The sequence below is a fragment of the Spirosoma fluminis genome (genome assembly GCF_054778895.1).
The window spans coordinates 983,126-1,009,135 of the sequence record NZ_BAAGZD010000004.1; the positions used below are offsets into that span (position 1 = coordinate 983,126).

A 26,010-nucleotide genomic window follows, 5' to 3' on the forward strand; every position below is an offset into this window, starting at 1 on the left:
AGGTGCATTTTACTGCTTCGACCGAATTGGTGGCTTTATTTAATCAATTATAAACCGATCAGTGTTATCAATAAAGGCAGATCTGAAAAAAGGACTAAATTCGTCGCAGGCTGCTATTTGCAGCTAGCCCTCGTTCTGCCTCACTAATTGGTCAGGTGACAATTGGTACGCACGTTCAGGAAATAGAATTCAACCTGATTTCATGACATCATCCCCATTTTTGGCCTGTGTACGAAAAGGGACGTAGTCTGTTTATATGCAAAAACTCCAAACCGCCCACGAACTACAGACCCGCCTTTCGGCCGTATTGCATACACTCGCGCAGGAATTTCAGCCCCTGCGCGACGAGCAACTCCGCTGGAAGCCTTCACCCGATCGGTGGAGTATACTCGAATGTTTACAGCACCTGAATCTGGCCGAACGGTTCTATATCCGCAACATCCAGCACAAAGTGGATCAGTTCGGTCTTCAGCAAACGAACCCGACCGATCAGACTCTGGAAAGCGACTGGATTGGAAAGATGATGCGGTACGCAGTCGATCCGGAAGTGAAATTTAAAGTTCCGGCACCGGGCATGATTCGACCCCGCCGGGCCGATGAACTGCAACCGGCGGAGGTTATCCCGCAGTTTATCGAGTTGCAGACCTTGCTGCGTCAGTTACTCGACAAAGCGGTTTACCTCGACTGGAATAAAGAGAAGGTATCGAGCCTGTTCGGCAACTGGCTGACCGTGCGCCTGGGTGACGTAATGCAGATGCTAGTGTCTCATACAGAGAGGCATATTAACCAGGCCATGCGCGTAAAGCAGGAAATGGGTAATTTTGTCGATACGACTAACAACCTGTGATGAAAAATTACATAACGCAAGACCCCTGGCGTATCGTCGAGGAGGGTTTCCACCGTGACTACAATGAAATAACCGAAAGTGTGCTGTCGCTGGGCAACGGTCGTCTGGGCCAGCGGGGCAACTTCGAAGAAAAATTCTCCGGCAAAACCCTGCAGGGTAACTACGTAGCGGGGGTTTACTATCCGGACAAAACCCGCGTGGGCTGGTGGAAGAACGGGTATCCTGAGTACTTCGCCAAAGTGCTCAATGCCGCCAACTGGATCGGTATCGACATCGAGATCGAGTACGAAACACTGGATCTGAACACCTGCGAAGTGCGCGATTTCCGGCGCGAACTCAACATGCAGGAAGGGTATCTGGAGCGGTCGTTCGTGGCGGTTCTCAAAAGCGGGAAAGAACTACAGGTCCATGCCAAGCGGTTCTGTTCCATTGTTGACGATGAGGCTGGCGTGATTCGCTATGCCGTGAAGCCCCTTAATTTCGACGCCAAAATTACGGTAACTCCCTACATTGATGGGGCCATTCGCAACCGGGACGCCAACTACGACGAAACATTCTGGGACGAGGTTCGCAAAGAAACGGCCTACGGCGAAGCCTACATTGAACTACGTACCCGCAAAACCGGGTTTCACGTCGCCACCGGCATGTGCGTGGAGATTGAGCAGGACGGAGTAAACGTCGATTACCAGTCGCAGCCAATCAAATATGAGAAATACGTAGCGAACCGCATCACGCTCGACTGCGAGCGGGGTCAGGAAACGGTAATCTATAAATACGCCGTCAACCTGTCGTCGATGAACTACGAGACGGACACGCTTATTGCGGAAGCACATAACTCGATCCGGCGGATTACCCGCAAGGGATTCGAGAAGATGCTGTTCGAGCAAAAGCAGGCCTGGGCGGATAAGTGGAAGATGAACGATATTGTGATCGACGGCGACATTGCTGCTCAGCAGGGCATTCGCTTCAATATCTTCCAGTTGAACCAAACCTATACCGGCGAAGATGAGCGGCTCAATATTGGCCCCAAAGGCTTTACCGGCGAAAAATACGGCGGGTCGACGTATTGGGATACCGAAGCGTACTGCCTGCCCTTTTACCTGTCGACAGCCGACCGGAAAGTAGCCAAAAATCTACTCGTTTACCGCTATAAGCAACTCGGTAAGGCCATTGAGAATGCGCAGAAACTAGGTTTTAAGGCCGGTGCTGCCCTTTATCCGATGGTAACCATGAACGGCGAGGAGTGCCATAACGAGTGGGAAATCACCTTCGAAGAGATTCACCGGAACGGGGCCATTGCCTACGCCATTTATGACTACGTTCGCTATACCGGCGACGAGCAGTACCTGGTCGAGTATGGACTGGAAGTGCTCATCGCCATCAGCCGCTTCTGGAGCCAGCGTGTGAACTGGTCGGCGGCTAAGCAGCAGTACGTCATGCTCGGCGTAACCGGCCCGAACGAGTACGAGAACAACGTCAACAACAACTGGTATACCAATTACATTGCCGCCTGGACGTTACGTTACACCATCGAAGCCGTCGGTAAGGTGAAGGCTCTAGATGCTCCAAAATACGCTGAGCTGGCCGCTCGGATTCACTTCAACGAAGAGGCTGAGATCCCGAAAGCGCAGGACATCGCTGAGAAAATACATTTACCCTACGACGAAGATAGAAGGGTTTTCCTGCAACAGGAAGGGTTTCTCGATAAAGACCTGATGCCCGCAGCCGACATTCCGAAAGGACAGCGCCCGATTAATCAGAACTGGTCGTGGGATCGGATCTTGCGGTCATGCTTCATTAAGCAGGCCGACGTATTGCAGGGGCTTTACTTCTTTGAAGACGAGTTCGACACCGACACGCTCCGGCGTAACTTTGAGTTTTACGAGCCCATGACGGTGCACGAATCGTCGCTGTCGCCCTGCGTTCACTCCATCCAGGCGTCGAAACTGGGTATGAAAGAGAAAGCATATGAGATGTACCTGCGCACAGCCCGGCTCGACCTCGACGATTACAACAACGATACTGAAGACGGCTGCCACATTACGTCCATGGCGGGTACCTGGCTGGCCGTTGTGAAAGGGTTTGGCGGGCTGCGCGTCGAAAACGAGCAACTGGTTCTTGCGCCGTATTGCCCCCAGAACTGGAATGCGTTTGCCTTCAAGATTCGATTCCGGGGCGCACTGCTGGAGGTTATGACCACCCAGCAGGACGTAATGGTACGTAACTTTTCTTCGCAGGCCATCACCATCAGCGTACATGGCGAAACCGTAACGGTTGCCGCTGAAAGTAAGCAAACGGTGACTATGCCCGTAGAAGTGTAGGATTTACCCGAAGACGCTCGGCCTGATACGCGTATGGATACGATCGTTTACCGGACGGCAACGGCGGCCGATACCGACCGGATTGCAGCCCTGCACGCTCGGTCGTGGCAGGAAACCTACCGGGGAATTATGACCGACGCGTTTCTGGATGACGCTGTCGAACAGGAACGGCGGCAGGTCTGGCAGGGACGATTTGACGAGCAAGCTCCCAACCGGCAGATCATCGTGGCGGAAGCTGATGGACAAGTAATTGGCTTTGCCTGCGTATTTCTGGGGGAGGATGGGACGTATGGCGCTTTGCTGGATAATCTGCACGTAGCCGGGGAATTCAAGAGACGGGGTGTTGGTCGTAACCTGATCAAACGCGCGGCCGAATGGGTTCATGGTCAGGATGCCGCTTCGCCGTTTTACCTGTGGGTGTACGAGAAGAATGGCCCCGCCCGCCAGTTTTACGACAAGCTGGGCGCAATTAATCAGGAAGCCGTTGAAGGCGAGCACGGTGTGGTGCTACGCTACGTATGGCCCGATATAAGCCTGCTGCTGGCGTAAGTTGCTGACGGGTGGCCCTGCCACCTGTCAGCAACTTAATATCGATCAGAGCCGCTATAGCGGAGTTAGTAAACCATGGGAACCTGCCCCTTCTTGTTCAGAATAACATTGATTGTCAACGTAATGGAGGGTTGCCAGCCCTGACGAAAATTGGCAGCCGCATTACGTTTATAACCCCAGCTCTGGTTGTCGTTGGTCCAATATTCGTCTGTCCAATACTGGACGTTATTCGTGATCTGCCGGGTCGAAAACAGCTTGAACAAATGCTGCATCCCAGCGGCTCCGGTCAGGGTTACCCGCTTGGCTATTGTTATTTTGCCACCTAAGAGAAATTCCGGAGCCAGCGAGAATCCAGCCGCCCGTAGCGAATCCGGCGGAATGCCATACTTGGGAATCGACTGGAGTTGTAAGGCCGAATAATCCACCACCGCCCGGACGGAGCCAAAAAATAAGATACCCTCGTAGCCATCGATCAAATCAAAATAGCGTCGGTAGCCAATAGCCGCCCGGGTAACCGAAAAGTGATCGGTTCGGGGTGGGTCAAGAATGGAAAAGCTCTGCTGGCTACTGTTGTGGCTGAGGGAGGCTGTGAGACTTTGCCAGGAACCCAGGTATCGTTCGTACTGGATCGCCTGATTTTTAGGATAGAAAAAGCCAACTGGAGAAAGACCCAGTTCGTGGCGCTGACCAGAAGCAGATACCGTACCCAACATCAATAGGCTAACGACAATACTGTAAAGCGGTTTAGTCATAACAAAGAGCAGAAAAACGGTTTACTACGAAAGATCTGTAACTCGCTCCAAACAAGATAAGTTACCAGGTGGTAAAATAGGTTTTTCGCCCAAATAAACGGAATGATGAACATACTTCCCGGCAAAATTGCCGTATTCGCTTGTGTAGAGTATGGAGTATAAACATCCTGCTGGTGGGAATTTCGATTGGGTCGCACCCGTATACGATGCGTTGGCGTTTACCGTATTTGGCCGAAGGCTACAGCGCGCGCAAACCGTTTACCTGAACGACATACCGCCGGGTTTATCTGTGCTGATTGTGGGTGGGGGAACCGGTTGGCTGCTCGAACAACTCCTCGTTCGTTGCAAGCCGGATCGAGTTGTTTATCTGGAATTGTCGGGGCCGATGGTCGCCCGCGCCAGCCGACGGATGCTCCGGAAGGCGCTGCCCGGCACCGTTGACTTTCGGGTAGGCGACGAAACGGCGTTACGTCCTGACGAGCGGTTCGATCTGATCCTGACGCCGTTCCTGCTTGATCTGTTCGAAGAGTCAACGTTACGGATGCAGCTCATTCCTCGTTTACAGAAAAGCCTTGCCTCGGCCGGATGCTGGTTGGTGACGGACTTCGTACGGCCTTCAGCTTGGTGGCAGAAAGTCCTGCTCTGGAGTATGATTCGGTTCTTTCGACTAACGGCAGGCATTGAAACCCGGCAACTGGCCAACTGGCAGCATTGCCTGCAAGTGGCTGGTCTGATCCTGCTCAGACGTCAGGCGCAGGTCGGAGGCATGGTGTCCGCTGAAATCTGGGCGTATCCCGAAGCACAGAGTGAGCTTATAGCGTCTGTAACGCCTTCGTCAGGCCAGGCAGCCCGCTGATGTTGTACCACTCGTCGGTACCCAGATTCAGCCAGTGTCCATCTTGCTTTGGGCGTTTGAGCTGAGCCTCATCCGGGTCGTACTCATGGGCGTACACATCGGCCATTAGCCGCTGTAAAGCTGACCAGGGGAGGGTTTTACGCTGCTCCCGGCGATTTTGCGTAGTCACGACCGTTACGCTACGTTCGGTGAATGAAGCCGTCAGGTGAACATCAGCATCTCCTTTCTGGCTATTTAGATTCAGATAAGACAACTCGAATGGGCGTTCTTTGCCCATTGATTCGTAAACGGCCTGCATCAGTTCCTGCATCAGATACTGCCAGTCGTCGGGTTTGATAGGGCGGCCCTGCTGCCTGGTTCCGGAACTTTGCTCAATCGTAACGTCCCAGAAATCGTCGTCCTCGCCCAGCGTGTCTTCATCGAGAGGTTGCAGACGGGTTTGGGTGACTAGATTTGCTAAGGTTTGCAGCCAGGCTTTGGGCAACCGTCCCGACCAGCTAAAATCATCGTCCCGCGTGTACCCCTCGGCAATCAATTCGTCGTCGTCGATATCGTCCCGGTCGGGGTACGTAACGGACAGATCAAGCTGCACGCTGTCCGATGAGATGGGTTTAGCCGTCAGGGTATAAAAATAAGCGTAGGGCGCTGGCAGCGACCGGGCGGTTTGGTAACGTATCTGAAGAGTCTTGAAAGCCATGCAATGGGGTTTAACGCGCGGGCAAAGTTAGCGGATTTGGGCAATCGTGGCTTGTTGATCAATCTTCCCCGTAGCCGTCTCTGCAAAGAGTGAAACGGGTATCCAGTCTTTAGGTACGGAATAAGCGCCCAGTCTGGATCGGACAAGCTCACTGGCCTGTCCCCGAATTTCGTCCTGAACAGGTACGCCCTCCGTGACGACCACCGGGCGCTGACCGAATCGCTCATCCGGCAAGCCGACGACAAATAAGCGCGGGGCCAGCCCATGCTGAGCCAGTACGTCCTGGATTATACGTTCTATGGGTTCGGGCTGAATTTTTACTCCGCCACTGTTAATTACCCGATCGGCCCGGCCAACTAACCGAAAGTGTATCGGATCAATCAGATCAGCCACATCATTCGTCTGAATCCGCTCGAACTGCGTCGCGGCTGATGTAATGTGCAGGCAACCTCGTTCGTCGAGACCGAGTTCAACGCCCGGCAGGGCCGTAAATACAGCAGTGGCCTCAGGCCCATTGAGTCGACGCAAGGCAATATGCGACACCGTTTCGGTCATGCCGTAGGTGGCGTAAACCGGCGACTGAATTACCTGGAGCGCCTGCTCCAACGCCGGACTCGTTGCGGCTCCACCCACCAGGGTCGCTTTCAGGCGGTCCAGGATCGCTACTTTGTCGGGGGTATTTTCCAGAATTGTTTGCAGTTGCAGCGGCACCAGCGCCGTAAACGCGAAGGACGTAGCGGCCGGATCGAGATCCGCCAGCGGATTGCTTACCGGCTCAATAATCGTCATGGGCAGGCCCAGCGCAAGCCCCCGGACCAGCATCATAATTCCCGCTACGTATCGGACATTGAGGCACACCAGCGCAGAATCGCCAGCCTCCAAGTTCAGCGTTTGTCCCGTCAACCGGGCACTCGCCTGCATCTGCGCCCGGCTCAGTCGAATGGGTTTGGGTGTTCCCGTTGAGCCGGACGTATGCAGCGTAAACTCCGGTTGACCCCGCAGCCAATCCCGACAAAAGCGGAGCGCTTCGGCCTCGTAGGGCGTCTGAGCGGCTGGCCAGCCTTTCGGATGAGCGGGGTCAATACGCATAAAGGCGCTAGTTGAAAACCCGGATTGTCCGCGTACCGGAGTCGTAGGAAGTCTTGTACTGCGTTAAGGGTTCAACCGCTGGGCCCGTAATGACCTTTCCCGTCGTATCGAACCGCGACAGGTGGAGCGGACAATAGAACTGATTGTCGTTGGGCTTGAACGTAAGCTGAGTGCCCTGGTGCGTACAGTCGGCAGACACGGCCACATAATTTCCGTCCTTCGTTTGGGCAACGATCACATTATTGACAATGACGTAGCCACCCTTAACGATCAGGTTTTCGTTCGACTTATCGTCGAGCCGCAGCATAAAATCAACTTTCTGGTTCGGGTCGGGCGTTATATTGCCGTCTCCCTGCGCTCCGCAGCCTGCTGCACAGCGAGTTATCAGGATGGCACCCAGGCTGATGCCAACGAGCCGAAAAAACTCCTGACGGGGCATTGTCGGCTGATCTAGTTTCGGAAGAATGGTTTCCATGACGGTTTCTAGTACTTTTGCGGGCAAGCATCGGCTTTCCGATGTAAATATGCGTTATTTTTTGTCATTCAACGACATCGAACAAAGGCGTTCGTCGGGGTGTTACCCAACTGTATTATGGAAGAAGCGAAAGTAGTAATTAATCCGATTTCGCCGGATAAAGTTGCAGAAGCGCCGGGGTTGCTGGCTTATGCACACACGGCGGGGGGGGCCGTCATTCGTCCCGAAGACAAAGGGAAGATTACTGGCCGGGCGGTTTCGGCCATGCGCGAGCAAACCGACCTGCAGCTCAGCCAGCTCTACAAGCAAATGCAGCTCCTGGCCGATCAGGCCACGGCTATCCGGCACCGGGTTGAAGTGTCGGAGCGGATCTACGCGGCCCAGATGAACTTCGAACCCGTGGTAGGTCATACGTACTACTTTTACACGCGTAAAAATGGATCGGACGTTCTTTCGATGATTGGTCCGAACGAATGGGGACGCAAATTTCCGTTCGAGCGCTGCTTGGCCACCGTTCGTATGATGGCCGATCATACCTGGGATGTGCAGTATCATGATGTTTCATATAATGAGTAGCCAGAAGTGAGGAGTCAGGAGTGAGAATGCTCCGCAGGCACGAGACGGTTAGTTGTCTCACTCCTGACTCCTCAGTTCTGGCTACTATCACAAATTATGCAAAGCAACTACCCCTGGGAGACGATTAAAGAGTACCAGGAAATTCTATTCAGCTATTACGAGGGCATTGCCAAAATCAGCATCAACCGCCCTCATAAACGAAACGCCTTTACCCCGCTGACGGTGAAAGAAATGTCGGAAGCTATGGAACTGGCCCGGCAGGACGAGCGCGTGGGGGTTATTATTCTGACCGGTGAAGGGGGTGAAGCCTTCTGCTCGGGTGGCGACCAGTCGGTTCGGGGGCATGGCGGATACGTCGGCGAAGATAAAGTGCCGCGTCTGAATGTACTGGACCTGCAGATGCAGATCCGGCGCATCCCGAAGCCGGTTGTGGCGATGGTGGCGGGCTATGCCATTGGGGGCGGACACGTCTTGCACGTAGTTTGCGACCTGACGATTGCCGCCGACAATGCTCGTTTCGGACAGACCGGCCCAAAAGTGGGTTCGTTCGATGGCGGCTTTGGGGCGTCGTATCTGGCGCGTATCGTCGGTCAGAAAAAGGCCCGCGAAATCTGGTTTCTCTGCGATCAGTACGACGCACAGGAAGCACTGGATATGGGCCTGGTGAACAAAGTGGTTCCGCTCGATCAGCTCGAAGAAACAACCCTGGCTTGGTGCCGTAAGATGCTGGAAAAAAGCCCGATTGCCCTTCGGATGCTCAAAGCGTCGTTCAACGCCGAGCTTGACGGACAGGCCGGTATTCAGCAGCTGGCCGGTGACGCTACGTTGCTGTATTACTTATCAGAGGAAGCCAAAGAAGGGAAAGACGCCTTTCTGGAAAAGCGGAAGCCTGATTTCAGCAAGTTTCCAAAGTTTCCGTAACGGGGTTCAGCCTCTATACGTATTCAGAAGATTGATTTTGCAAAAGCAACGTAGGTTACGTTGCTTTTGCCATATAGTGCCTGCCATCCCCTGGCTCAGCGTGTCGAAAACTGCATGAAATCGCAAAAAAGATCATGAACCCGCCGGAAGAGATGCGACAGGCAACGAAGCCGCAACAACGAAATCACCTTTATACGTTGCTCGGGAAACTACCCGACCGTTCCCGGCCTATAACCGCTGAGGTCATCGACCGATACGAAACCGGGGAGATGATTGTCGAGAAGCTGCAACTCGACCTGAATGGCATCGAACCTGTGCCCGCCTATTTCACCAGACCAAAACAGGCACACGAGAACGTACCGGTGGTGCTGTTCAATCATTCGCACTTTGGCCAGTACGAAATCGGTAAAGACGAGTTTATCCGGGGCCGTGCCGAAATGCAGTCACCGCCGTATGCGGTCGCCCTGGCTCAGGCCGGGTATGCCGGATTGTGCATCGATAGCTGGTGTTTTGGCGAGCGCCAATATCGCAACGAAGTCGATACGTTCAAAGAGATGCTCTGGCATGGACAAGTGCTCTGGGGGATGATGGTGTACGACCACCTGCGGGCGCTGGATTATTTGCAAACCCGCCCCGACATTGATGCCGAACGTATCGCCACCCTGGGTATGTCGATGGGCAGCACGATGGCGTGGTGGCTGGCCGCCCTCGACGAACGTATCCGGGTATGTGTGGATTTATGCTGTTTGACGGATTATCAATCGCTGATTGACGAAAAAGGCCTGGGTCAGCATGGCATTTACTACTACGTACCTGATCTGCTGACGCATTTTACCACTGCCCGGATCAATGCCCTCATTGCCCCACGAGCGCACATCAGCCTGGCCGGTCGCTTTGATCCGCTGACACCCTTGAACGGCCTGCAACGTATCGATCAGCAGCTTCGGCGTGTTTACGAAGCGGAAGGGGCCGTTGACGCCTGGCAGTTGAAAATTTACAATACCGGCCACGAAGAAACGGCCGCCATGCGCGAGGACATCATGGCGTTTCTCAAAACATGGCTGTGAACCAGAAAGCCCCCGGTCGATTCGTAAGTTAAACGGAACTGGACCAGAATACCATCGTTACGTCAGGCCGAATTTTCGTACTGGCCACAACTGACCGTATCAGTAAGCAAGCGTGTTTTCCTGCTTTTAGGATAGTTCGTTCACAGGGGTGACGTTGTCTTTCCTATTCCCAACATCGTTTTACTACATGGACCTTTTTCAACTCAAGAAAGCGCCGACTGTCTATGATGCCGTCATTGTCGGGTCAGGAGCAGGGGGCGGCATGGCGGCTTATATGCTGACTAAAGCCGGTGCCAAAGTGCTGCTGCTGGAAGCTGGCGGATATTACGACCCGGCCGATCCCAAATACATTACGCAGCTTAAATGGCCTTATGAGTCGCCCCGGCGGGGAGCGGCTACAGCTTCGCGCTCCGGGGGTGATTTCGACGCAGCCTGGGGCGGCTGGGATATTGAGGGTGAACCGTATTCGTCGAAACCCGGTGGCGAGTTTCACTGGTTTCGCTCCCGGATGCTGGGCGGACGTACCAACCACTGGGGCCGTATTTCGCTGCGCTTCGGCCCCGATGATTTCCGGCGGAGGTCGCTGACGGGGGTAGGCGACGACTGGCCGATTGGGTACGAGGATATGAAACCCTTCTACGACCGGACGGATAAGCTCATTGGCATCTTCGGGACCAACCTGCCCAACTTCCCCAACGAACCGGATGGTTTCTTTCTGCCGCCCCCTAAACCGCGTCTGCACGAACTGATGCTGCAGAAGGCCGCTACGGGAATTGGGGTGCCGGTGGTGCCGTCGCGGCTGTCGATTCTTACCAAACCGATCAATAACGAGCGTGGACAGTGTTTTTATTGCCACCAGTGTAACCGCGGCTGCCAGGCCTACGCCGATTTCTCGGCCTCGTCGGTGCTGGTGATTCCGGCTATGAAAACAGGTAATCTGACGCTGCAAAACAACGCCATGGTGCGCGAAGTGCTGACTGATGCGAAAACGGGTTTAGCTACGGGCGTTTCGTACGTAGATACCATTACGTTGCAGGAAGTGACGGTACAGGCTAAAACTGTAGTTTTGGGGGCCAGTGCCTGCGAATCGGCCCGGCTGCTGCTCAACTCCAAATCGGCGCGTTTCCCGAACGGCCTGGCCAATTCAAGTGGCGTAATCGGCAAATACCTCAATGATTCGACCGGCTCATCCCGCTCCGGATTTATACCGGCCCTGATGGATCGGAAGCGCTACAACGAAGACGGGGTCGGCGGGATGCACGTCTTTACGCCCTGGTGGCTGGATAACAAAAAGCTGGACTTCCCGCGTGGGTACCACATCGAATACGGGGGCGGTATGGGTATGCCGGGCTACGGGTTCGGGGGCGGTATCGAAGGACTCAACGGCAAAGTGGCGGGCCGTGATGGAAAAATGAAACCAGCCGGTGGCTACGGAGCCGGACTAAAAGACGACGTTCGTAGGTTCTACGGGGCTTACGTGAGCATGGCGGGTCGGGGAGAGCCGGTGCCTTTGGAAACGAATTATTGCGAGATCGACCCGAATACGGTCGATAAATACGGTATCCCTACCTTACGCTTCCATTACAAGTGGTCAGATTTCGAGATCAAGCAGGCTAAGCACATGCAGGATACGTTCGAGGAGATCATTCATGCCATGGGCGGTATGCCGATGGGCAGCAAACCGGGCGCTGATCAAAACTACGGGCTGGCGGCTCCGGGTCGTATCATCCACGAAGTGGGTACGGTACGTATGGGCAACGACCCGGCCAAGTCGGCCCTGAACAAGTTTCAGCAGGCGCACGACGTTAAAAATCTGTTTGTCGTGGATGCCGCGCCCTTTGTGTCGCAGGGCGATAAGAACGTAACCTGGACCATCCTGGCGTCGTCCATGCGCACCTCCGAATACTTGATTGATGAGGTTAAAAAGAAAAATATCTAAGCCCGAACCGATACGCCATGAAACGTAGAGATACCCTTAAAACGTTATCGTTAACCTCGCTGGGTTTAGCGGTCGGACCAGTCGAGGCTGCCGTTCCTGAACCACCCGTCGTCAAAAAGCCAATTGGTAAGATTGCCCCCGGCCGGGCGAGGGGAGAAGCCGAACGGGATGCGAAGCTGCACGCCGAAACGTTTTTCACCCCGGCCGAACTACAGACCGTTACGGTGCTGAGCGACATCATCATTCCGGCGGATGCGAAATCGGGCAGTGCTTCCCAGGCGGGTGTACCGGCGTTCATCGAGTTTATGATGAAAGACCAGCCGCGTAACCAGACGCCCATGCGCGGAGGGCTCCGCTGGTTAAACAATACGTGCGTAAAACGCTACGGCAAGCCGTTTGTACAGTGTGCCAGAGATCAGCAGATCGACATGGTCGAACAGATTGCCTATCCCGGTAAAGTCGCCCCAGGCATGACCCAGGGCGTAGCGTTTTTCACGATGATGCGCAACTTCGTGCTGGGCGGGTTCTATACCAGTAAAATGGGCATCGAGGACCTGGGGTATATGGGCAATACGCCGAACCAGTGGGACGGTGTTCCGACCGACGTACTGGCGCAGTACAGTTTACGGTACGACGAGACAAAAGGATAAACGGTCGTCTGGGATTTCCGCTTTATTGCGTTCTTTGGCATCAGTTGCTGCTCACTACGTATCTGATACCAAAGAACGCATTTTTCGTGTATGCTCTTCTCCCGCTTTCTACTTCTGCTGACGCTGGTACTTTCGGTTCGTTTACAGGCTCAGCCCGGCACCAAACCATCAACGTCTCGTCAGTCTATAAATCAACTGCGTAATGAGTTGAACGAGATTGCTCGTTCGGCGCAGGGGCGGGTGGGCATGGCCGCTACGTTACTCGAAACCGGAGAATCTGTATACGTGCGCGGGACTGAACAGTTTCCGATGCAGAGCGTCTATAAACTGCCGATCGGTATGGCAGTGCTGCATCAGGTAGATCAGGGCAAACTCACGTTGAATCAGACGGTACACGTAGCGCAACGTGAATACGTATCCGAACGCCAGCACAGCCCCATTCGGGATCAGAATCCGACGGGCGTTGACCTAAGCGTAAGCGAGTTAGTGCGCTATGCTGTATCGGAAAGCGACGGGTCGGCCAGCGACGTACTGCTTCGACTGGTGGGCGGAGCGCCGGTTGTCATGGATTACCTGCGCAGCCTGGGGATAACCGGGATTCGGGTGATTAATACTGAAAAAGAAATCGGGAGCGATAATGCCGTTCAATACCGAAACTGGGCTACCCCCAAACAGGCCGTTACGTTGTTGCAGGCCCTTCAGGAAGGTCGGGGTCTGACAAAAACAAGCCGGGCTTTTCTGCTTCGGTTGATGACGGATACTCCAACAGGCCTGCATCGGATCAAAGGCTTGCTCCCGGCCGGAACGGTGGTTGCTCATAAAACCGGTTCGTCCCGGACAGTCTACGGTGTAACCGCTGCTACCAATAACGTTGGCCTCATTACGTTGCCCAATCGGCAGACTATTGCTATTGCGGTGTTCGTCTCGGACGCTAAAGCGGATGATAAAACCCGCGAGGACGTCATCGCCCGAATCGCCAGAGCCGTCTGGGAATACTGGCAGTAACGTATCGTATTGGCGCTGAAAAAAGGCGTATTGTTTGGTTTACAACGGAATACCGGTAGTTTTACTCTGACCATTTCCGATCAACCCGACCTAAACTATGTCAACCCGCAGAACCTTTGTTCAGCAAGCCGGGGCCGCCGTTGCCGTTGCCCTCTCCCTGCCTGGTTTTTTACCCGACACCTATGCGGCTTCGCCAATACCGACGGCGGACGCAGCACTACAATTACCGGCCCAGTGGGCGCAGGACGAAGATTTCTGGGCGTGGGTGAAGTCCGAGTTTACCGTATCGCCGAACCTGCTGAATCTGAACAACGGCGGAGTGAGTCCGCAGCCCAAGCTGGTTCAGGATGCGCACATCCGGTTCTACCAGTACGCCAACGAAGCGCCGACGTATTACATGTGGCGCATTCTGGATCAGGGACGGGAAGCTTTACGGGCGAAACTGGCGGATCTGGGTGGCTGCTCCCCCGACGAGATCGCGATCAACCGAAACGCGACTGAGGGGTTAAATACCATTATTTTCGGACTCGACCTGAAAGCTGGTGATGAAGTGGTGCTGACAAAGCAGGACTATCCCAACATGCTCAATGCCTGGAAACAGCGCGAAAAACGCGATGGGATAAAACTTGTGTATCTGAACCTGAATCTGCCGAGTGAAGACGAAAATGCGCTGGATCAGCAGTTTGTTCAGGCCTTTACGCCCAAGACTAAAGTGGTGTACATTACCCACGTCATCAACTGGGTTGGTCAGGTCTTACCCGTGCGAAAAATCGCCGACGAAGCCCACAAGCGAGGTATTGAGGTCGTGGTTGATGGTGCGCACTCGTTCGCTCACATGGAGTACAAAATTCCTGATCTGGGCTGCGACTATTACGCCACCAGCCTGCACAAATGGCTATGTGCGCCCTTCGGCAGTGGCATGATGTATATTCGCCAGAACAAGATTCGTAACGTATGGGCACTCCTCTCGAGCAACGAACCCGATGGGCCGGATATCCGCAAGTTTGAGACGCTGGGAACCCGCTCGTTCGCGTCAGAAATGGCCATCGGCACGGCCGTTGACTTTCACCTGAGCATTGGGGGTGCCCGCAAGTTCGCACGCCTGCATTACCTCAAAAACTACTGGGCTGAACGCGTACAAAACCTACCCGGTGTTCGGGTGCATACCTCCCTTAAATCCGAGTTTGCCGGTGCGGTTGCTTTATTTTCCATCGACGGAATGAAACCGGGCGAAATAGAAGGTCAATTACTCAGCCAATATAAAATCCATACGTCGCCGATCTCGTGGGAGAACATTCAGGGGGTTCGGGTGACTCCGCATCTCTACACGACGCCTAAAGACCTCGACCGGTTGGTGGCTGCCATCACGGCTATGGCTAATAAACAAGCCGTCGCCGGAACCCAGAAGAAGAGCTAGTTACGTAGCATAGCTGTATCCCTCCCAACCTCCCCTACAAGGGGAAGAGTTTTAACCGGCAGGCTCTGCTGCTCCCCTTCTAGGGGAGGCTGGGAGGGTATTAAACTGCGGGACTAAGCGAAGGCGCTGCTTAAAAACGGCTAACTCGGCGGGCCTGACTTTTGGGTCAAGTAAACAAAGCGATAGCCCTGAACGCTAAGCGCTGCCGTCCAGCCAAGCACCAGCCAGGCACCCACTGGCAACCCAAACATAATGGTAATCAGGCCGATGAAAAAGCTGAGAAAAATACCAGCCAGCCACCGCTCGGGCAGAACGTCGTAGCCGTAAGCCAGGCTGTGTAAAAGAAGCAGCCAACCCCAACCGGTTAGCCAGAGCCAGCCGACGTAACTAAGGTGAATGTCAGTCGGGCAGTTTCGCAGCAGAATAAGCAGTTCCGGTAGCCAGAGCAATCCGTAGATCAGCACGTATCGGTTAAAACGCTGAAGCCACGAAAGCGGCAGGTTCGGTAAAAGCAGCAAATACCGGCGTTCAAAAACACTCAACTGGCCTCCCACCTGTGCATGGCCGAGCACGGCAAACAGCAGTCCGATCAGCAGTAAACGCTGGTCATAGTCGTCCGTAGGGTACAGTCGGCAGACACCCGCCAGCAGCAGACCGGAAAAGGCCTTCGTCAGCACCAGCGACAAGGGTTCATGACGTAACCAATAGGCCGGAAAAAACAGAGTATAAGGCAGCCGGATGTTTACCGTTGGTAGCCGAAGACGATCCGGACTGGGGTGGCGAAGGCGATAATCGGCCCGCCACACCCCCGCGACCAGCAAGGCCAGTATAAACAGAATGATGGCGCTGCCTGAAGCCCACTGCTGATAGACAACGGCGAGTTGAACCATCCAGGCGGCATACGCTATAATCGGAACTAGCAGAGCGGTTTGAACCCACAGCCACAGCAGCCAACGCATTGGGGTCGGAACAAGCCAGAATGTTTGCAGAAACAGATGCACGGGCTCGCTCAGTTCCTGCCGAATAAAAATGCTGGTTTTCAGGAAATAGAAAAACCACAGCACAAAGACCAGACTCAGAAAAAACGGCGACCCCAGGGCGGCCAGAATTAAGGCTTTGTGCTCTACGCTGCTCAGAAAGCCAAACGCCAGCAGAATAATTACCAGAAACGTACCGGCATTTCGGGTATAAAACGACGTAACGAAAACCCGGTTCAGAACAGCTGCCATCAGTCGAGTGGAGCAGGGTTAATGACGCCGTTGCCGACTTGCCAGGTGGCGGTAATGGGTAAGCCCGTCAGACTAACGTCCTGGTGCGAGGTGAGCCAGAACATCACATGCTGTTCGTCGTGAAGCTGCCGGATATAGTCGAACAAGCGGGCCGCTGTTGCTACGTCTAAAGTCGTCAGGGGCTCATCGAGGAGAACAAGCCGGGGTGTTCCGAGCAGGGCGAGCAGCAAGGATAACTTCTTGAGCATACCGCTGGAAAACGTACCGGTCGGCTGGGTCCAGAACGCATGAACGCCCAGCGTTTCGGCCAGATTGTCAACCTGTCCGGCTGGTGCCTGCTTGGCCCGCCCGACGAAATTCACCAGGTCGCGGGGTGTCAGAAAGGGCGGGTAGAGCGGTTCGGCCTCGGCGTAGTTGACACGCAGGCGGTACGCCACCGGGTCTCGGTTAATCTCGTATCGGTCGTCCAGCCTGATCTGTCCCGAAAACGGCAGCAGACCGGCTACCGTACGAAAAAACGTGGTTTTCCCCGACCCGTTTCCACCCCGGAAATAGTGGATGCCGGGGCGTAACGAAAGATCCGGTACCGTTAAGACCGTACGGCTGTCGTAGGCTTTAGTGAGGTTGGTGACGGTGAGCAAGGGACACGGCGAATGATTGCCCAAAAATACCAATAGATTAAGCGCGACGGCATCCGTCCGTCACCGGGCTGAACCGTTACTCACCAACAGAGGTAAGCCCGTAGCTGAGTAACGGTTCGCGGAGGAGGTATTACCACTTGACACTCAGGCGAATGCCGCCTAGAGCGTTACGTGTCGGGGCTGCATTGTAATACCGGTTGCCAACGGCGTTCAGATCGTATCCCAGTACGTAGGTCTGGTTTAACAGATTGTCGCCACTGGCGTACACATCGAGGGTCCAGTGCTGGCCCAGGCTGCGCCGAAATCCAAGCGTGGCCTGCAGCAGCCGGGTCGGGTCAGACTGGACCGTATTGGCGTCGTTCAACGGGAACTGATCCAGGAACTGGAAGGTCAGGTGAGCATACAGGCCAGGTCGGGTTTCGGCGTCAAGGCCCGTTACCCAGGTTGTGGGTGCAACACCCGGTACCCGGTTATTCGACAGATCCGTTGTGCCCTGTTGGTAACTGCGGAATCGGTAGTCGGTCAGGGTGAGGCTGTTCCAGAAACGAAGCAGCGAAAAAAACTGAGATGGGGTAGAAGCCTGCGGGGTAATGAAATCATAGGAAAGCTGAGCTTCGATACCGCGTTGATCGGTCCGACCGGCATTGACGAAGAACTCGGCCCCCGCTGCATCCGACCGCCGGACGATGGTTTCGCGCAGTTGAAGCTGATAGGCCGTTACGTCGAATCGCACCTTACCGGCAAACGCCGACCCCCGCAAACCAGCCTCGTAACTAATACCTCGTTCGGGGTTGAGGGTGGTGTTGAAACCACCCGCCGATGGACGTACCTCCTGACTGGACGGTGGAGAGTAGCCCGTACTGATGCTGACGAAGGCCGCTACGGTTCCGACCCCTGCGCGACCGAAGGTACGTAGCAGCGCTACGCGGGGGAGCCAGACCGGCGAGAAGTTGCGGGTTAAGAGGGTTGCCGGTAATGCACCCGCAGCCCGGACTGGAAAGCGGGTGAAGCCATAACTAACTTCATTCCGGCTCAGGCCTGCCGTTAACCGGAAGTGGTTGGGGAGCTGCGTTTCTGCCTGTGCAAAAAGTGTTGACTGATTCGCGATCAGCTCTTCGTCGGTTTGAATGGTGTCGGGGGTGCCGCCCCGGTTGCCGAAGTTCCGGTCAACGGTGAAGTTTCTCAGCAATTCTGCGCCCACCGTGAACGTAGTCGGGAGAGGCCCGTTGGGCAGGCGAATCTGGGTGATGGTCCGGCCGCCGATACCCTGGTCTGCCCGCTTTTCGTAGTTGGTAATGAAGGGGTTCGCAAAATCGGTGTTCGATCCGTAAAGAACCGTGGTATTCTGAATTCGGTCGTTCCAGCGGTACTCATGCGAAAGGCCGAGGTACCCCACTTTCTGGTAAATACCGGCTTGTTGCTGCGCGCTGCCGCGTAAGGTCGCCGTGGCCGGACGCGAGGCCCGCGGGTTGGCCTGGTACTGCGCGGCATTGAGCCCGCCCGGTGTCTGGTAATGTAAATCGGAATACAGACCCAGCACGGATATGGTCCGTTTAGGGCTGACGTTGAAGGAGCCAACCAGGCTTAGGTTATCGCGAACGAGTCCGCTTTGATCGCGGTAGCCGTTACTCTGTAAATGATTGTAGTTGAATGAGATGGCCGAGTTATTTTTACCCGTCTGAACCGCAATGCCATTCCCGTACAGACCGTAGCTGCCCCCCAGGGCCGATAGCTCGATGCTGGTCTGTCCGGCCGGAACAGACAGACCGCTGAACAGAATGGTTCCGCCCGTTCCGGCCCCGTATAAACTTCCCGACGGGCCTTTAATGACTTCAATGCGTCCCAGCGCCCGAACATCGAGGGCATTCAGGGGCGTGTTGCCGCCTGCGTCCGTTAAGGGCAGTTCGTTCCAGTACGTCTTGATGTTTCGTACGCCAAAGGGCGACCGGATGGCGCTGCCCCGGATAGCAAGCCGGTAGCTGCCCGGCGACCGCTCGTCGGCCCGAACGCCGGGCAGGGTGTTGAGCGAAGGCACGAGCGTGGGTGTACCGAACCGTTGATGTAAGTCGCGTCGGGTGAGCAGCCCAATGGAGGCCGGGGTTTCCAGCAACCGACGGTTGGTGGCATAGCCCCGCACTACCACTTCGTTGAGCTGAAGGGTGTCGTCCAGCGAAGACGGAACGGAAGTGCTGTCCTGAGCCTGGGCCAGTAGACTAAAGGAAATAAATCCTACACTAAAAGTAGTAACAAGAAAAGATAGACGCATACGAAAAGGGAGCGAGTCGTAAAGGTACAACCTCGTACGGTTCAGACAGTTTAGGAAGTCAGGGATTGTGGCGATATAACCGATATTTCGGCTGCTCAATGGGCCCGGATGAACGAAGGAATAGGATATTTCGTTACCTCTTATATATTTGCTTTTAAATCAGGCGGTTTGCTGACCAGGACGTTAAGGTCAGCGTTTCTTTACTTACATTAAGCTGTAACCTTGACATTTCAGGAATTTAATCTCCACGACGACCTGCTGGCCGGTGTGGACGCCATGAACTACTTGAAGGCTACTCCGATTCAGGAGATGGCCATTCCCAAAATCCTCGACGGGCGCGACCTCATAGCCAGCGCCCAGACCGGCACCGGCAAAACAGCCGCTTACCTCATTCCACTTCTCGACAAAATCTCGCATGGCGACCACGACCACACCAGTACGTTGATTCTGGTGCCTACGCGGGAGCTGGCCAAGCAGATTGATGAGCAGGTAGAAGGGTTTGGCTACTTTGTGCAGGCCACCAGCATTGCTATCTATGGCGGTGGCAAGGGCGACGAGTGGGATAAACAACGACGGGCCCTCGAAGATGGAGCCGACATTATTATCGCTACCCCCGGTCGGCTGATTGCTCACATGCAGCTCGGATACGTCAATTTCGATAAGATTGACTACCTGGTGCTGGATGAAGCTGATAAGATGCTCGACATGGGCTTTTCGGATGATATTTTAAATATCGTCGCCAAGATACCCGCCAAGCGGCAGACGCTGCTGTTTTCGGCAACCATGCCCAACAAAATCAGGGAGTTTTCGAAACGAATCCTGACCGATCCCGAAGAGATCCGGCTGGCGGTTTCCAAACCGGCGGCTGGCATCGACCAGCAGTTGTACCTGGCTTACGATAACCAGAAACTGCCTTTGCTGGCTCATCTGATCAAGAACAGCGCAACGCCGGTACAGAGTATGGTGCTGTTTACCTCCCGTAAATCGGAAGTGAACGGCATTGTGCGGGCCTTAAGCAAACTGGGCTACGAAGCGCGTGGCATCAGTTCGGACCTGGATCAGGACGATCGGGAAGTGGTGCTGCGCGATTTTAAGAACAAAGCATTTCCGATCCTGGTAGCGACGGATGTGTTGTCCAGGGGCATCGATATTGACAACCTGACCCATGTCGTGAACTACGATATTCCGCGCGATGCCGAGGATTACGTCCACCGCATTGGCCGCACGGCACGGGCTGCCACAACCGGTACGGCCATTACGTTCGTGAGTGATCAGGACCAGAACCGGGTAGTGAGCATTGAACGGCTCATTGAACGGGAGCTGGAAAAACGGTCCATCACCGAAGAACTGGGCATGGGCAAAGCCCCTGTTTTTGACCCGAAACGATTCAGCGGATTACGCGGCAAAGGCCGACGTGACAGTGGTCGGCGGGATTCGGGCTCCGGTCGCATTCAGAACGCCAACGCGTCCACGGGTGAACAACGACGTAAGCCCCGCCCGAATAGCCGTCCTGAGCGTTCGCCGGAGTCTCCGCGTCCCGTTCAATCAGCCGCTGCGCTCCCAACCGGTTCCGCTGACGTAGCGATTAACACCGATGCGCCCGCCACGGATAAACCCAAACGCCGGAAAAAACGTCGGCGCGGCCCGAAGGGGGAAGGCAGCCCGAACGAACAAAGCCAGTCGGTAACGCCTGTTCCGGTAGCGGAGTAAGGACGTACTGACCAGCGAAGGCCTACATACTGAATCGGACTACACGACCGGCGGGAACGTCGGTCGTTTTTTATGTACATTACAGCGGTTCCTGGGGGAACGGGTAAAGTTCGGGCGGCTTATAAGCTAACACCAGTTGTTCTCTAGGCATATCGTTCAGAGCCACCGTACTATGTGATGAACGGTAGAGCAAAGTCAGTTTAATCCTGTTTTTTTGTGGAATAGGCCAGCTAAATATCCTTTCCTCATGACTTTTCATCTCTCCCGGCGCAACTCGCTGAAAACCTTGTCGGTAGCGGTAGGCGGTTTAGTAACGCAGCCTGATCTGTTACTGGGCCAGTCCGCGCCGAAAAAGCTGGGCATTGCGCTCGTTGGCCTGGGCAACTACGCCACTAACCAACTGGCTCCGGCTCTGCTCGAAACCCAGCACTGTTATCTGGCGGGTATCGTGACGGGCTCGCCCGATAAAGCTAAAACCTGGGCGGAGAAATACGCCATTCCCGCCAGGAATATCTACAGCTACCAGACGTTCGATCAGATCCGTAATAATCCCGACATCGATATTATCTACGTCGTGCTGCCGAACTTTATGCACGCCGAATATACCATCCGGGCGGCACAGGCGGGCAAACACGTCATCTGCGAGAAACCCATGGCCATGAACGCGGCCGAAGCCCGGCAGATGATTACGGCCTGCGATAAGGCAGGTGTACAACTTTCCGTTGGCTACCGGCTCTATTTCGAACCACATCACCTGGAAATGCGTCGGCTGGCAATGGAAAAAACCTTCGGGGGCGTTAAAGTGATTGAGTCGGGTTTAGGCTTTACCGTACCGGGACCGGACTCGTGGCGGCTCGACAAAAATATCGGCGGGGGTGGAGCGATCATGGATTTAGGCGTTTATGCCATTCAGGGTGCCCGCCGAACGCTCAATGAAGACCCTATCTACGTAACGGCACAGGCCTTTACGTTCGATAAGGTGCATTTTAAAGATATTTACGAAACGGTGTTCTGGCAGTTTGAATTTCCGAGCGGAGCGATTGCTCACTCCAGCACAACCTACTCGTCGTACGTAGACCGACTTTACGTCACCTGTGAACGCGGCTGGTTCAAACTCGAACCGGCGTTCAACGCGACCGGCGCGCAGGGCATAACCAGTAAAGGCCCGATGGATGTTCCGTCTCCCCGGTACCAGCAAACGGCGCAGATGGATGCCTTAGTGCAGTCGATCCGGACGAAAACCCGGCCGGAAGCATCGGGTGAGGAGGGATGGAAAGATATGAAGCTGATTGGTGCAATTTTGCAGGCTGCCGACACCGGTCGCAAAATTACCCTCGACTGGCGCGTCTAAACGGGCGTTGCCAAATTGAAAAGGATGACAAGGTATGTGTTGAGTCGGGCGAGCATTACCTTTGTACCATGTGGACTTGGATTCTCTATATTGCTGTTATTGCGTTCACGCTCGGAGTAGGGTACTACTATTATTACCTCATCAAACGACGGTGGCTGACTCGGTGGATGAACGTAGCTTTGCTGCTCGTACTCATCTTATGCTTCTACGTCATCAACCAGTCGACCCGGCGCATGTTCCCGAACATGCCCAAACTAATCTGGCGTAACCTCCCCGTGCGGCCCGGCCGCTAACTCCTGTTCGAGGGTAAGCTATGGATCATATCTGAGCTGGTTGGTAATCGAGTAGTTGCTGACGCGTTATCCAGAAGTAAACCGCACACTTGGTTACTGCTGCTGGCTGCTTTGGATAGACTGGTATAACTGTAGATTCTCCCGGTCGAAGCAAACAAAAATGACTTCCTGCACGGAAGTCGGCTGAGATAAGAACTGTTGCACAGTGGCCAGCGCGATTTCAGCAGCTTTATCTTTTGGATACCCATACACGCCTGTACTGATGTTCGGAAAGGCAATGCTGCGTAGCTCGTTTTCTGCCGCGATCTCCAGCGACCGGCGGTAGCAACTGGCCAGTAACTCCGCTTCATGCTGATGACCGCCCCGCCAAACCGGACCAACCGTATGGATGACGTATTTCGCCGGTAAGCGGTAGCCTTTCGTCAGTTTCGCATCACCCGTCTGGCAGCCGTGTAAGGTGCGGCATTCGGCCAGCAGCTCCGGGCCAGCCGCCCGGTGAATCGCTCCGTCGACACCCCCACCACCCAGCAGACTTGTGTTGGCTGCGTTGACAATAGCGTCTACCGCCTGTTGCGTAATATCACCCAAAACAACCTGGATACTGGCCATAAGAAATCAATTCGGTAACGGTGTACGCATTAACCGATAAAACCGCGCTCGGGTTATCATTGGATATGTACTGAACGCAGGTACGTTTGCCGGACGTAGTACCAACGGCGGTTGTTTTCTTCGTAAACGATGAGGGCGTACCTTGCAGGGTCATTAGCCTAGTCCGGCCACCCGGACCCATTTCAGCCACCATGAAATTCAAGTTACTCGCTCTTTTCCTGCTGGTCGCTACGATCAGTCACGCTCAAACCCGAAAGCAGACAGACGTTGTTGACTTCGTTAATCCGCTCATTGGCACCGACTCCAAGCCGAGCCTGTCAAATGGCAATACGTATCCGGCTATTGCCTTGCCCTGGGGTATGAATTTCTGGATGCCGCAAACCGGTAAAATGGGCAGCGGCTGGGCCTATACCTATGCGGCCGACAAAATCCGTGGATTTAAGCAGACGCACCAGCCGTCGCCCTGGATGAACGATTACGGTCAGTTTTCGATCATGCCAATTACAGGAAAACTGCGGATCGATGAAGACGAACGGGCCAGCTGGTATTCGCACAAAGCCGAAGTTGCTAAACCGTATTACTACAGCGTTTACCTGGCTGACCACGACGTAACGACCGAAATAGCACCGACGGAGCGGGCGGCTAGCTTCCGCTTTACCTTTCCTAAAACCGACAGTGCCTACGTAGTGATCGATGCCTTCGACAAGGGCTCGTACGTTAAGATTTTACCCAACGAACGGAAGATCATCGGCTACACGACACGTAACAGCGGTGGCGTGCCCGAAAACTTTAAGAACTATTTCGTCATTTCGTTCGACAAGCCGTTCGCGATGGCGCAGGGATGGCGTGGCAAAACGTTAGTAAAGGATTCGTTGGCCATTCAGGCAGACCACGCTGGCGCGGTCGTCGGCTTTAAGACGGCTAAAGGCGAACCGGTTCACGCCCGTGTTGCTTCGTCGTTCATTAGCTACGAACAAGCCGAACGGAACCTGAACGAGATCGGTAACGACAACTTCGACGCCGTTAAGCAGAAGGCAAAAGCCGCCTGGAATAAAGAGTTGAGCCGCATTCAGGTGGAGGGTGGTTCGCTGGCGCAAACGCAGAATTTTTATTCCTGTCTGTATCGGTCGCTGCTCTTTCCCCGGAAATTCTTTGAGCTGGATTCCAACAAGAAGGTGGTTCATTACAGCCCTTATAACGGGCAGGTATTGCCCGGCTACATGTTCACCGACACTGGTTTTTGGGATACGTTCCGGTCGTTGTTCCCCTTCCTGAATCTGATGTACCCGTCGCTGAATGCCCAGATGCAGGAGGGATTGGCAAATGCGTATAAAGAAGGCGGCTGGTTGCCCGAATGGGCCAGTCCAGGTTTACGGAACGTAATGGTCGGCTCTAACTCGGCTTCGGTCATTGCCGATGCGTATCTGAAAGGGGCGCGCGGGTATGACATCAATACGTTATACGAGGCCGTGCTGAAAAACGCGGAGAACGAAGGCCCGATGGATGCGGTGGGCCGCCGGGGCGTGACGTATTACAATTCGTTGGGGTATGTACCCTACGACGTACAGGTTAACGAGAATGCCGCCCGCACTTTGGAGTACGCCTATGACGACTTCACAATCTATCAGTTGGCCAAAGCCCTGAAACGCCCGCAGTCGGAGATTGACCGGTTTGCCAAACGCAGCCAGAATTACCGCAATCTGTTCGATCCGAAAAGTGGGCTGATGCGTGGAAAAAACCAGGATGGCACCTTTCAGTCGCCGTTTAACCCGTTCAAATGGGGCGATGCGTTTACCGAAGGTAATAGCTGGCATTACACCTGGTCAGTTTTTCACGATGTACAGGGATTGATGACGCTGATGGGCGGACCTCAGAAATTCGTGACCAGGCTGGATTCGGTGTTCACGATGCCGCCGGTCTACGACGAGAGTTATTACAAAAGCGTGATCCACGAAATTCGGGAGATGCAGATTGCCAATATGGGGCAGTACGCCCACGGCAACCAGCCGATTCAGCACATGATCTATTTGTATAATTACGCAGGGGAGCCCTGGAAAGCGCAGTATTGGTTACGGGAAGTAATGAACCGCTTGTATCTGCCCACGCCCGATGGCTACTGCGGAGACGAAGACAACGGCCAGACTTCGGCCTGGTACGTATTTACCGCAATGGGCTTTTATCCAGTTTGCCCCGGTACCGATCAGTACGTACTGGGTACGCCTTTGTTCAAAAAGGTAACGGCAACGCTGGAAAACGGAAAGCAGTTGGTGATCAACGCAGCGAACAACAGCGATCAAAACCGGTACATCAACTCCCTGCGTCTCAATGGAAAAGCGTACAGTAAAAACTGGCTAAGCCATCGTGCGTTGCAACAGGGAGCCGTGCTTGAGTTTACCATGTCGGCAACGCCGAACAAGCATCGGGGCACCAGGCCCGAAGATTTCCCATACTCGTTCTCAACCGATAAAGCGAAGTAGATCGCGCCTTGAGGTAAATTTGTAGTAGACTGACGTGTGATACTTTCGAAATTATACATCAGTCTACAGCCCTTCCTGGCTATAAGAGATTTTTAGGCACATGCTATGTATAATAAAATTATGGTTATATTGTACTTTTTTATCCCACTTAACATGAACTGTGTTAAAAGTCAAGTTAAAGAGCGTATAACGGGCTGATAATTCGGATCATAGTCTTCGTTGAATTTAACCACTGCATACGCCTGGCGAAGCAGTTTGTTGACCACCGCCATT

The 26,010-nt window shown here is 54.3% G+C and carries 23 protein-coding genes; 15 read left to right on the forward strand and 8 right to left on the reverse strand.

The window, feature by feature from the left end:
- Nucleotides 1–256: 256 nt before the first annotated feature.
- The 3 genes from ACYVBJ_RS09770 to ACYVBJ_RS09780 are packed head-to-tail and all read left to right on the forward strand — an operon-like array spanning nucleotide 257 to nucleotide 3,717.
- Nucleotides 257–847 (forward strand): DinB family protein, encoded by a 591-nt coding sequence (locus ACYVBJ_RS09770; protein ID WP_460982102.1) that lies wholly within the window; start codon nucleotides 257–259, stop codon nucleotides 845–847.
- Entirely contained in the window at nucleotides 847–3,168 is a 2,322-nt protein-coding gene (locus tag ACYVBJ_RS09775) for a glycoside hydrolase family 65 protein (RefSeq protein WP_460982103.1), read from the forward strand. The genes ACYVBJ_RS09770 and ACYVBJ_RS09775 overlap by 1 nt, the downstream gene beginning before the upstream one ends.
- Nucleotides 3,169–3,201: 33 nt before the next feature.
- On the forward strand, nucleotides 3,202–3,717 hold the full coding sequence (locus ACYVBJ_RS09780) for a GNAT family N-acetyltransferase (protein ID WP_460982104.1): 516 nt from the start codon (nucleotides 3,202–3,204) through the stop codon (nucleotides 3,715–3,717).
- Nucleotides 3,718–3,782: 65 nt separating this feature from the next.
- Here the strand turns inward: ACYVBJ_RS09780 and ACYVBJ_RS09785 are convergent, their stop codons facing one another.
- Nucleotides 3,783–4,469 (reverse strand): hypothetical protein, encoded by a 687-nt coding sequence (locus ACYVBJ_RS09785; protein ID WP_460982105.1) that lies wholly within the window; start codon nucleotides 4,467–4,469, stop codon nucleotides 3,783–3,785.
- Nucleotides 4,470–4,620: 151 nt separating this feature from the next.
- Between ACYVBJ_RS09785 and ACYVBJ_RS09790 the strand changes: the two genes are divergently transcribed.
- On the forward strand, nucleotides 4,621–5,325 hold the full coding sequence (locus tag ACYVBJ_RS09790; protein WP_460982106.1) for a class I SAM-dependent methyltransferase: 705 nt from the start codon (nucleotides 4,621–4,623) through the stop codon (nucleotides 5,323–5,325).
- On the opposite strand, the gene ACYVBJ_RS09795 is transcribed toward ACYVBJ_RS09790, so the two are convergent.
- The 3 genes from ACYVBJ_RS09795 to ACYVBJ_RS09805 are packed head-to-tail and all read right to left on the reverse strand — an operon-like array spanning nucleotide 5,282 to nucleotide 7,586.
- Complete coding sequence (locus ACYVBJ_RS09795) at nucleotides 5,282–6,022, reverse strand: hypothetical protein (protein ID WP_460982107.1); 741 nt, start codon at nucleotides 6,020–6,022, stop codon at nucleotides 5,282–5,284. The genes ACYVBJ_RS09790 and ACYVBJ_RS09795 overlap by 44 nt on opposite strands.
- A gap of 27 nt (nucleotides 6,023–6,049) precedes the next feature.
- Nucleotides 6,050–7,111, reverse strand: coding sequence for an AMP-binding protein (locus tag ACYVBJ_RS09800; RefSeq protein WP_460982108.1), 1,062 nt, complete (start codon nucleotides 7,109–7,111; stop codon nucleotides 6,050–6,052).
- A 7-nt stretch (nucleotides 7,112–7,118) separates the two neighbouring features.
- Complete coding sequence (locus ACYVBJ_RS09805; RefSeq protein WP_460982109.1) at nucleotides 7,119–7,586, reverse strand: QcrA and Rieske domain-containing protein; 468 nt, start codon at nucleotides 7,584–7,586, stop codon at nucleotides 7,119–7,121.
- Nucleotides 7,587–7,703: 117 nt separating this feature from the next.
- Here ACYVBJ_RS09805 and ACYVBJ_RS09810 point away from each other — a divergent pair, with 117 nt between their 5' ends.
- The 7 genes from ACYVBJ_RS09810 to ACYVBJ_RS09840 all read left to right on the forward strand — a co-directional run bounded on the left by ACYVBJ_RS09810 (nucleotide 7,704) and on the right by ACYVBJ_RS09840 (nucleotide 15,161).
- Nucleotides 7,704–8,162, forward strand: a complete 459-nt coding sequence (locus ACYVBJ_RS09810; protein ID WP_460975896.1) for a DUF2452 domain-containing protein — start codon at nucleotides 7,704–7,706, stop codon at nucleotides 8,160–8,162.
- Nucleotides 8,163–8,258: 96 nt separating this feature from the next.
- The gene (gene menB / locus ACYVBJ_RS09815) at nucleotides 8,259–9,083 is read left to right on the forward strand and encodes a 1,4-dihydroxy-2-naphthoyl-CoA synthase (protein WP_460982110.1); all 825 of its coding nucleotides are present in this window, start codon (nucleotides 8,259–8,261) and stop codon (nucleotides 9,081–9,083) included.
- A 134-nt stretch (nucleotides 9,084–9,217) separates the two neighbouring features.
- The gene (locus tag ACYVBJ_RS09820; protein ID WP_460982111.1) at nucleotides 9,218–10,150 is read left to right on the forward strand and encodes a dienelactone hydrolase family protein; all 933 of its coding nucleotides are present in this window, start codon (nucleotides 9,218–9,220) and stop codon (nucleotides 10,148–10,150) included.
- 187 nt (nucleotides 10,151–10,337) lie between these two features.
- Nucleotides 10,338–12,089 (forward strand): GMC oxidoreductase, encoded by a 1,752-nt coding sequence (locus ACYVBJ_RS09825; protein ID WP_460982112.1) that lies wholly within the window; start codon nucleotides 10,338–10,340, stop codon nucleotides 12,087–12,089.
- A gap of 17 nt (nucleotides 12,090–12,106) precedes the next feature.
- Nucleotides 12,107–12,739, forward strand: coding sequence for a gluconate 2-dehydrogenase subunit 3 family protein (locus ACYVBJ_RS09830; RefSeq protein WP_460982113.1), 633 nt, complete (start codon nucleotides 12,107–12,109; stop codon nucleotides 12,737–12,739).
- A gap of 90 nt (nucleotides 12,740–12,829) precedes the next feature.
- Entirely contained in the window at nucleotides 12,830–13,744 is a 915-nt protein-coding gene (gene bla / locus ACYVBJ_RS09835; protein ID WP_460982114.1) for a class A beta-lactamase, read from the forward strand.
- A 97-nt stretch (nucleotides 13,745–13,841) separates the two neighbouring features.
- Nucleotides 13,842–15,161 (forward strand): aminotransferase class V-fold PLP-dependent enzyme, encoded by a 1,320-nt coding sequence (locus ACYVBJ_RS09840; protein WP_460982115.1) that lies wholly within the window; start codon nucleotides 13,842–13,844, stop codon nucleotides 15,159–15,161.
- 140 nt (nucleotides 15,162–15,301) lie between these two features.
- On the opposite strand, the gene ACYVBJ_RS09845 is transcribed toward ACYVBJ_RS09840, so the two are convergent.
- The 3 genes from ACYVBJ_RS09845 to ACYVBJ_RS09855 form a co-directional block, all read right to left on the reverse strand.
- On the reverse strand, nucleotides 15,302–16,390 hold the full coding sequence (locus tag ACYVBJ_RS09845; RefSeq protein ID WP_460982116.1) for a hypothetical protein: 1,089 nt from the start codon (nucleotides 16,388–16,390) through the stop codon (nucleotides 15,302–15,304).
- Nucleotides 16,390–17,031, reverse strand: coding sequence for an ABC transporter ATP-binding protein (locus ACYVBJ_RS09850; protein WP_460982117.1), 642 nt, complete (start codon nucleotides 17,029–17,031; stop codon nucleotides 16,390–16,392). Before ACYVBJ_RS09850 ends, ACYVBJ_RS09845 begins: the two co-directional genes overlap by 1 nt.
- A gap of 130 nt (nucleotides 17,032–17,161) precedes the next feature.
- On the reverse strand, nucleotides 17,162–19,297 hold the full coding sequence (locus tag ACYVBJ_RS09855; protein ID WP_460982118.1) for a TonB-dependent receptor: 2,136 nt from the start codon (nucleotides 19,295–19,297) through the stop codon (nucleotides 17,162–17,164).
- 276 nt (nucleotides 19,298–19,573) lie between these two features.
- Between ACYVBJ_RS09855 and ACYVBJ_RS09860 the strand changes: the two genes are divergently transcribed.
- The 3 genes from ACYVBJ_RS09860 to ACYVBJ_RS09870 all read left to right on the forward strand — a co-directional run bounded on the left by ACYVBJ_RS09860 (nucleotide 19,574) and on the right by ACYVBJ_RS09870 (nucleotide 22,651).
- The gene (locus ACYVBJ_RS09860) at nucleotides 19,574–21,007 is read left to right on the forward strand and encodes a DEAD/DEAH box helicase (RefSeq protein WP_460982135.1); all 1,434 of its coding nucleotides are present in this window, start codon (nucleotides 19,574–19,576) and stop codon (nucleotides 21,005–21,007) included.
- Nucleotides 21,008–21,254: 247 nt separating this feature from the next.
- A complete protein-coding gene (locus ACYVBJ_RS09865) occupies nucleotides 21,255–22,358 on the forward strand; it encodes a Gfo/Idh/MocA family protein (RefSeq protein ID WP_460982119.1) in 1,104 nt (367 codons plus the stop codon).
- Between the two features lie 68 nt (nucleotides 22,359–22,426).
- Nucleotides 22,427–22,651 carry a hypothetical protein gene (locus tag ACYVBJ_RS09870; protein ID WP_460975907.1) on the forward strand — a complete coding sequence of 75 codons (225 nt, stop codon included), beginning with the start codon at nucleotides 22,427–22,429 and terminating at the stop codon, nucleotides 22,649–22,651.
- A 93-nt stretch (nucleotides 22,652–22,744) separates the two neighbouring features.
- On the opposite strand, the gene ACYVBJ_RS09875 is transcribed toward ACYVBJ_RS09870, so the two are convergent.
- Nucleotides 22,745–23,260, reverse strand: a complete 516-nt coding sequence (locus ACYVBJ_RS09875; protein ID WP_460982120.1) for an O-acetyl-ADP-ribose deacetylase — start codon at nucleotides 23,258–23,260, stop codon at nucleotides 22,745–22,747.
- Nucleotides 23,261–23,451: 191 nt separating this feature from the next.
- Here ACYVBJ_RS09875 and ACYVBJ_RS09880 point away from each other — a divergent pair, with 191 nt between their 5' ends.
- Nucleotides 23,452–25,737 (forward strand): GH92 family glycosyl hydrolase, encoded by a 2,286-nt coding sequence (locus ACYVBJ_RS09880; RefSeq protein ID WP_460982121.1) that lies wholly within the window; start codon nucleotides 23,452–23,454, stop codon nucleotides 25,735–25,737.
- Nucleotides 25,738–26,010: the final 273 nt, after the last annotated feature.

Bases quoted from the DNA above. Each gene is read 5' to 3' on its own strand.
- ACYVBJ_RS09845 (WP_460982116.1), bottom strand. From the start codon at position 16,390: ATGGCAGCTGTTCTGAACCGGGTTTTCGTTACGTCGTTTTATACCCGA.
- ACYVBJ_RS09775 (WP_460982103.1), top strand. From the start codon at position 847: ATGAAAAATTACATAACGCAAGACCCCTGGCGTATCGTCGAGGAGGGT.
- ACYVBJ_RS09780 (WP_460982104.1), top strand. From the start codon at position 3,202: ATGGATACGATCGTTTACCGGACGGCAACGGCGGCCGATACCGACCGG.
- bla (WP_460982114.1), top strand. From the start codon at position 12,830: ATGCTCTTCTCCCGCTTTCTACTTCTGCTGACGCTGGTACTTTCGGTT.
- ACYVBJ_RS09825 (WP_460982112.1), top strand. From the start codon at position 10,338: ATGGACCTTTTTCAACTCAAGAAAGCGCCGACTGTCTATGATGCCGTC.
- ACYVBJ_RS09840 (WP_460982115.1), top strand. From the start codon at position 13,842: ATGTCAACCCGCAGAACCTTTGTTCAGCAAGCCGGGGCCGCCGTTGCC.
- ACYVBJ_RS09790 (WP_460982106.1), top strand. From the start codon at position 4,621: ATGGAGTATAAACATCCTGCTGGTGGGAATTTCGATTGGGTCGCACCC.
- ACYVBJ_RS09785 (WP_460982105.1), bottom strand. From the start codon at position 4,469: ATGACTAAACCGCTTTACAGTATTGTCGTTAGCCTATTGATGTTGGGT.
- ACYVBJ_RS09770 (WP_460982102.1), top strand. From the start codon at position 257: ATGCAAAAACTCCAAACCGCCCACGAACTACAGACCCGCCTTTCGGCC.
- menB (WP_460982110.1), top strand. From the start codon at position 8,259: ATGCAAAGCAACTACCCCTGGGAGACGATTAAAGAGTACCAGGAAATT.
- ACYVBJ_RS09870 (WP_460975907.1), top strand. From the start codon at position 22,427: ATGTGGACTTGGATTCTCTATATTGCTGTTATTGCGTTCACGCTCGGA.
- ACYVBJ_RS09805 (WP_460982109.1), bottom strand. From the start codon at position 7,586: ATGGAAACCATTCTTCCGAAACTAGATCAGCCGACAATGCCCCGTCAG.
- ACYVBJ_RS09795 (WP_460982107.1), bottom strand. From the start codon at position 6,022: ATGGCTTTCAAGACTCTTCAGATACGTTACCAAACCGCCCGGTCGCTG.
- ACYVBJ_RS09855 (WP_460982118.1), bottom strand. From the start codon at position 19,297: ATGCGTCTATCTTTTCTTGTTACTACTTTTAGTGTAGGATTTATTTCC.
- ACYVBJ_RS09800 (WP_460982108.1), bottom strand. From the start codon at position 7,111: ATGCGTATTGACCCCGCTCATCCGAAAGGCTGGCCAGCCGCTCAGACG.
- ACYVBJ_RS09820 (WP_460982111.1), top strand. From the start codon at position 9,218: ATGAACCCGCCGGAAGAGATGCGACAGGCAACGAAGCCGCAACAACGA.
- ACYVBJ_RS09880 (WP_460982121.1), top strand. From the start codon at position 23,452: ATGAAATTCAAGTTACTCGCTCTTTTCCTGCTGGTCGCTACGATCAGT.
- ACYVBJ_RS09810 (WP_460975896.1), top strand. From the start codon at position 7,704: ATGGAAGAAGCGAAAGTAGTAATTAATCCGATTTCGCCGGATAAAGTT.
- ACYVBJ_RS09860 (WP_460982135.1), top strand. From the start codon at position 19,574: ATGAACTACTTGAAGGCTACTCCGATTCAGGAGATGGCCATTCCCAAA.
- ACYVBJ_RS09865 (WP_460982119.1), top strand. From the start codon at position 21,255: ATGACTTTTCATCTCTCCCGGCGCAACTCGCTGAAAACCTTGTCGGTA.
- ACYVBJ_RS09875 (WP_460982120.1), bottom strand. From the start codon at position 23,260: ATGGCCAGTATCCAGGTTGTTTTGGGTGATATTACGCAACAGGCGGTA.
- ACYVBJ_RS09830 (WP_460982113.1), top strand. From the start codon at position 12,107: ATGAAACGTAGAGATACCCTTAAAACGTTATCGTTAACCTCGCTGGGT.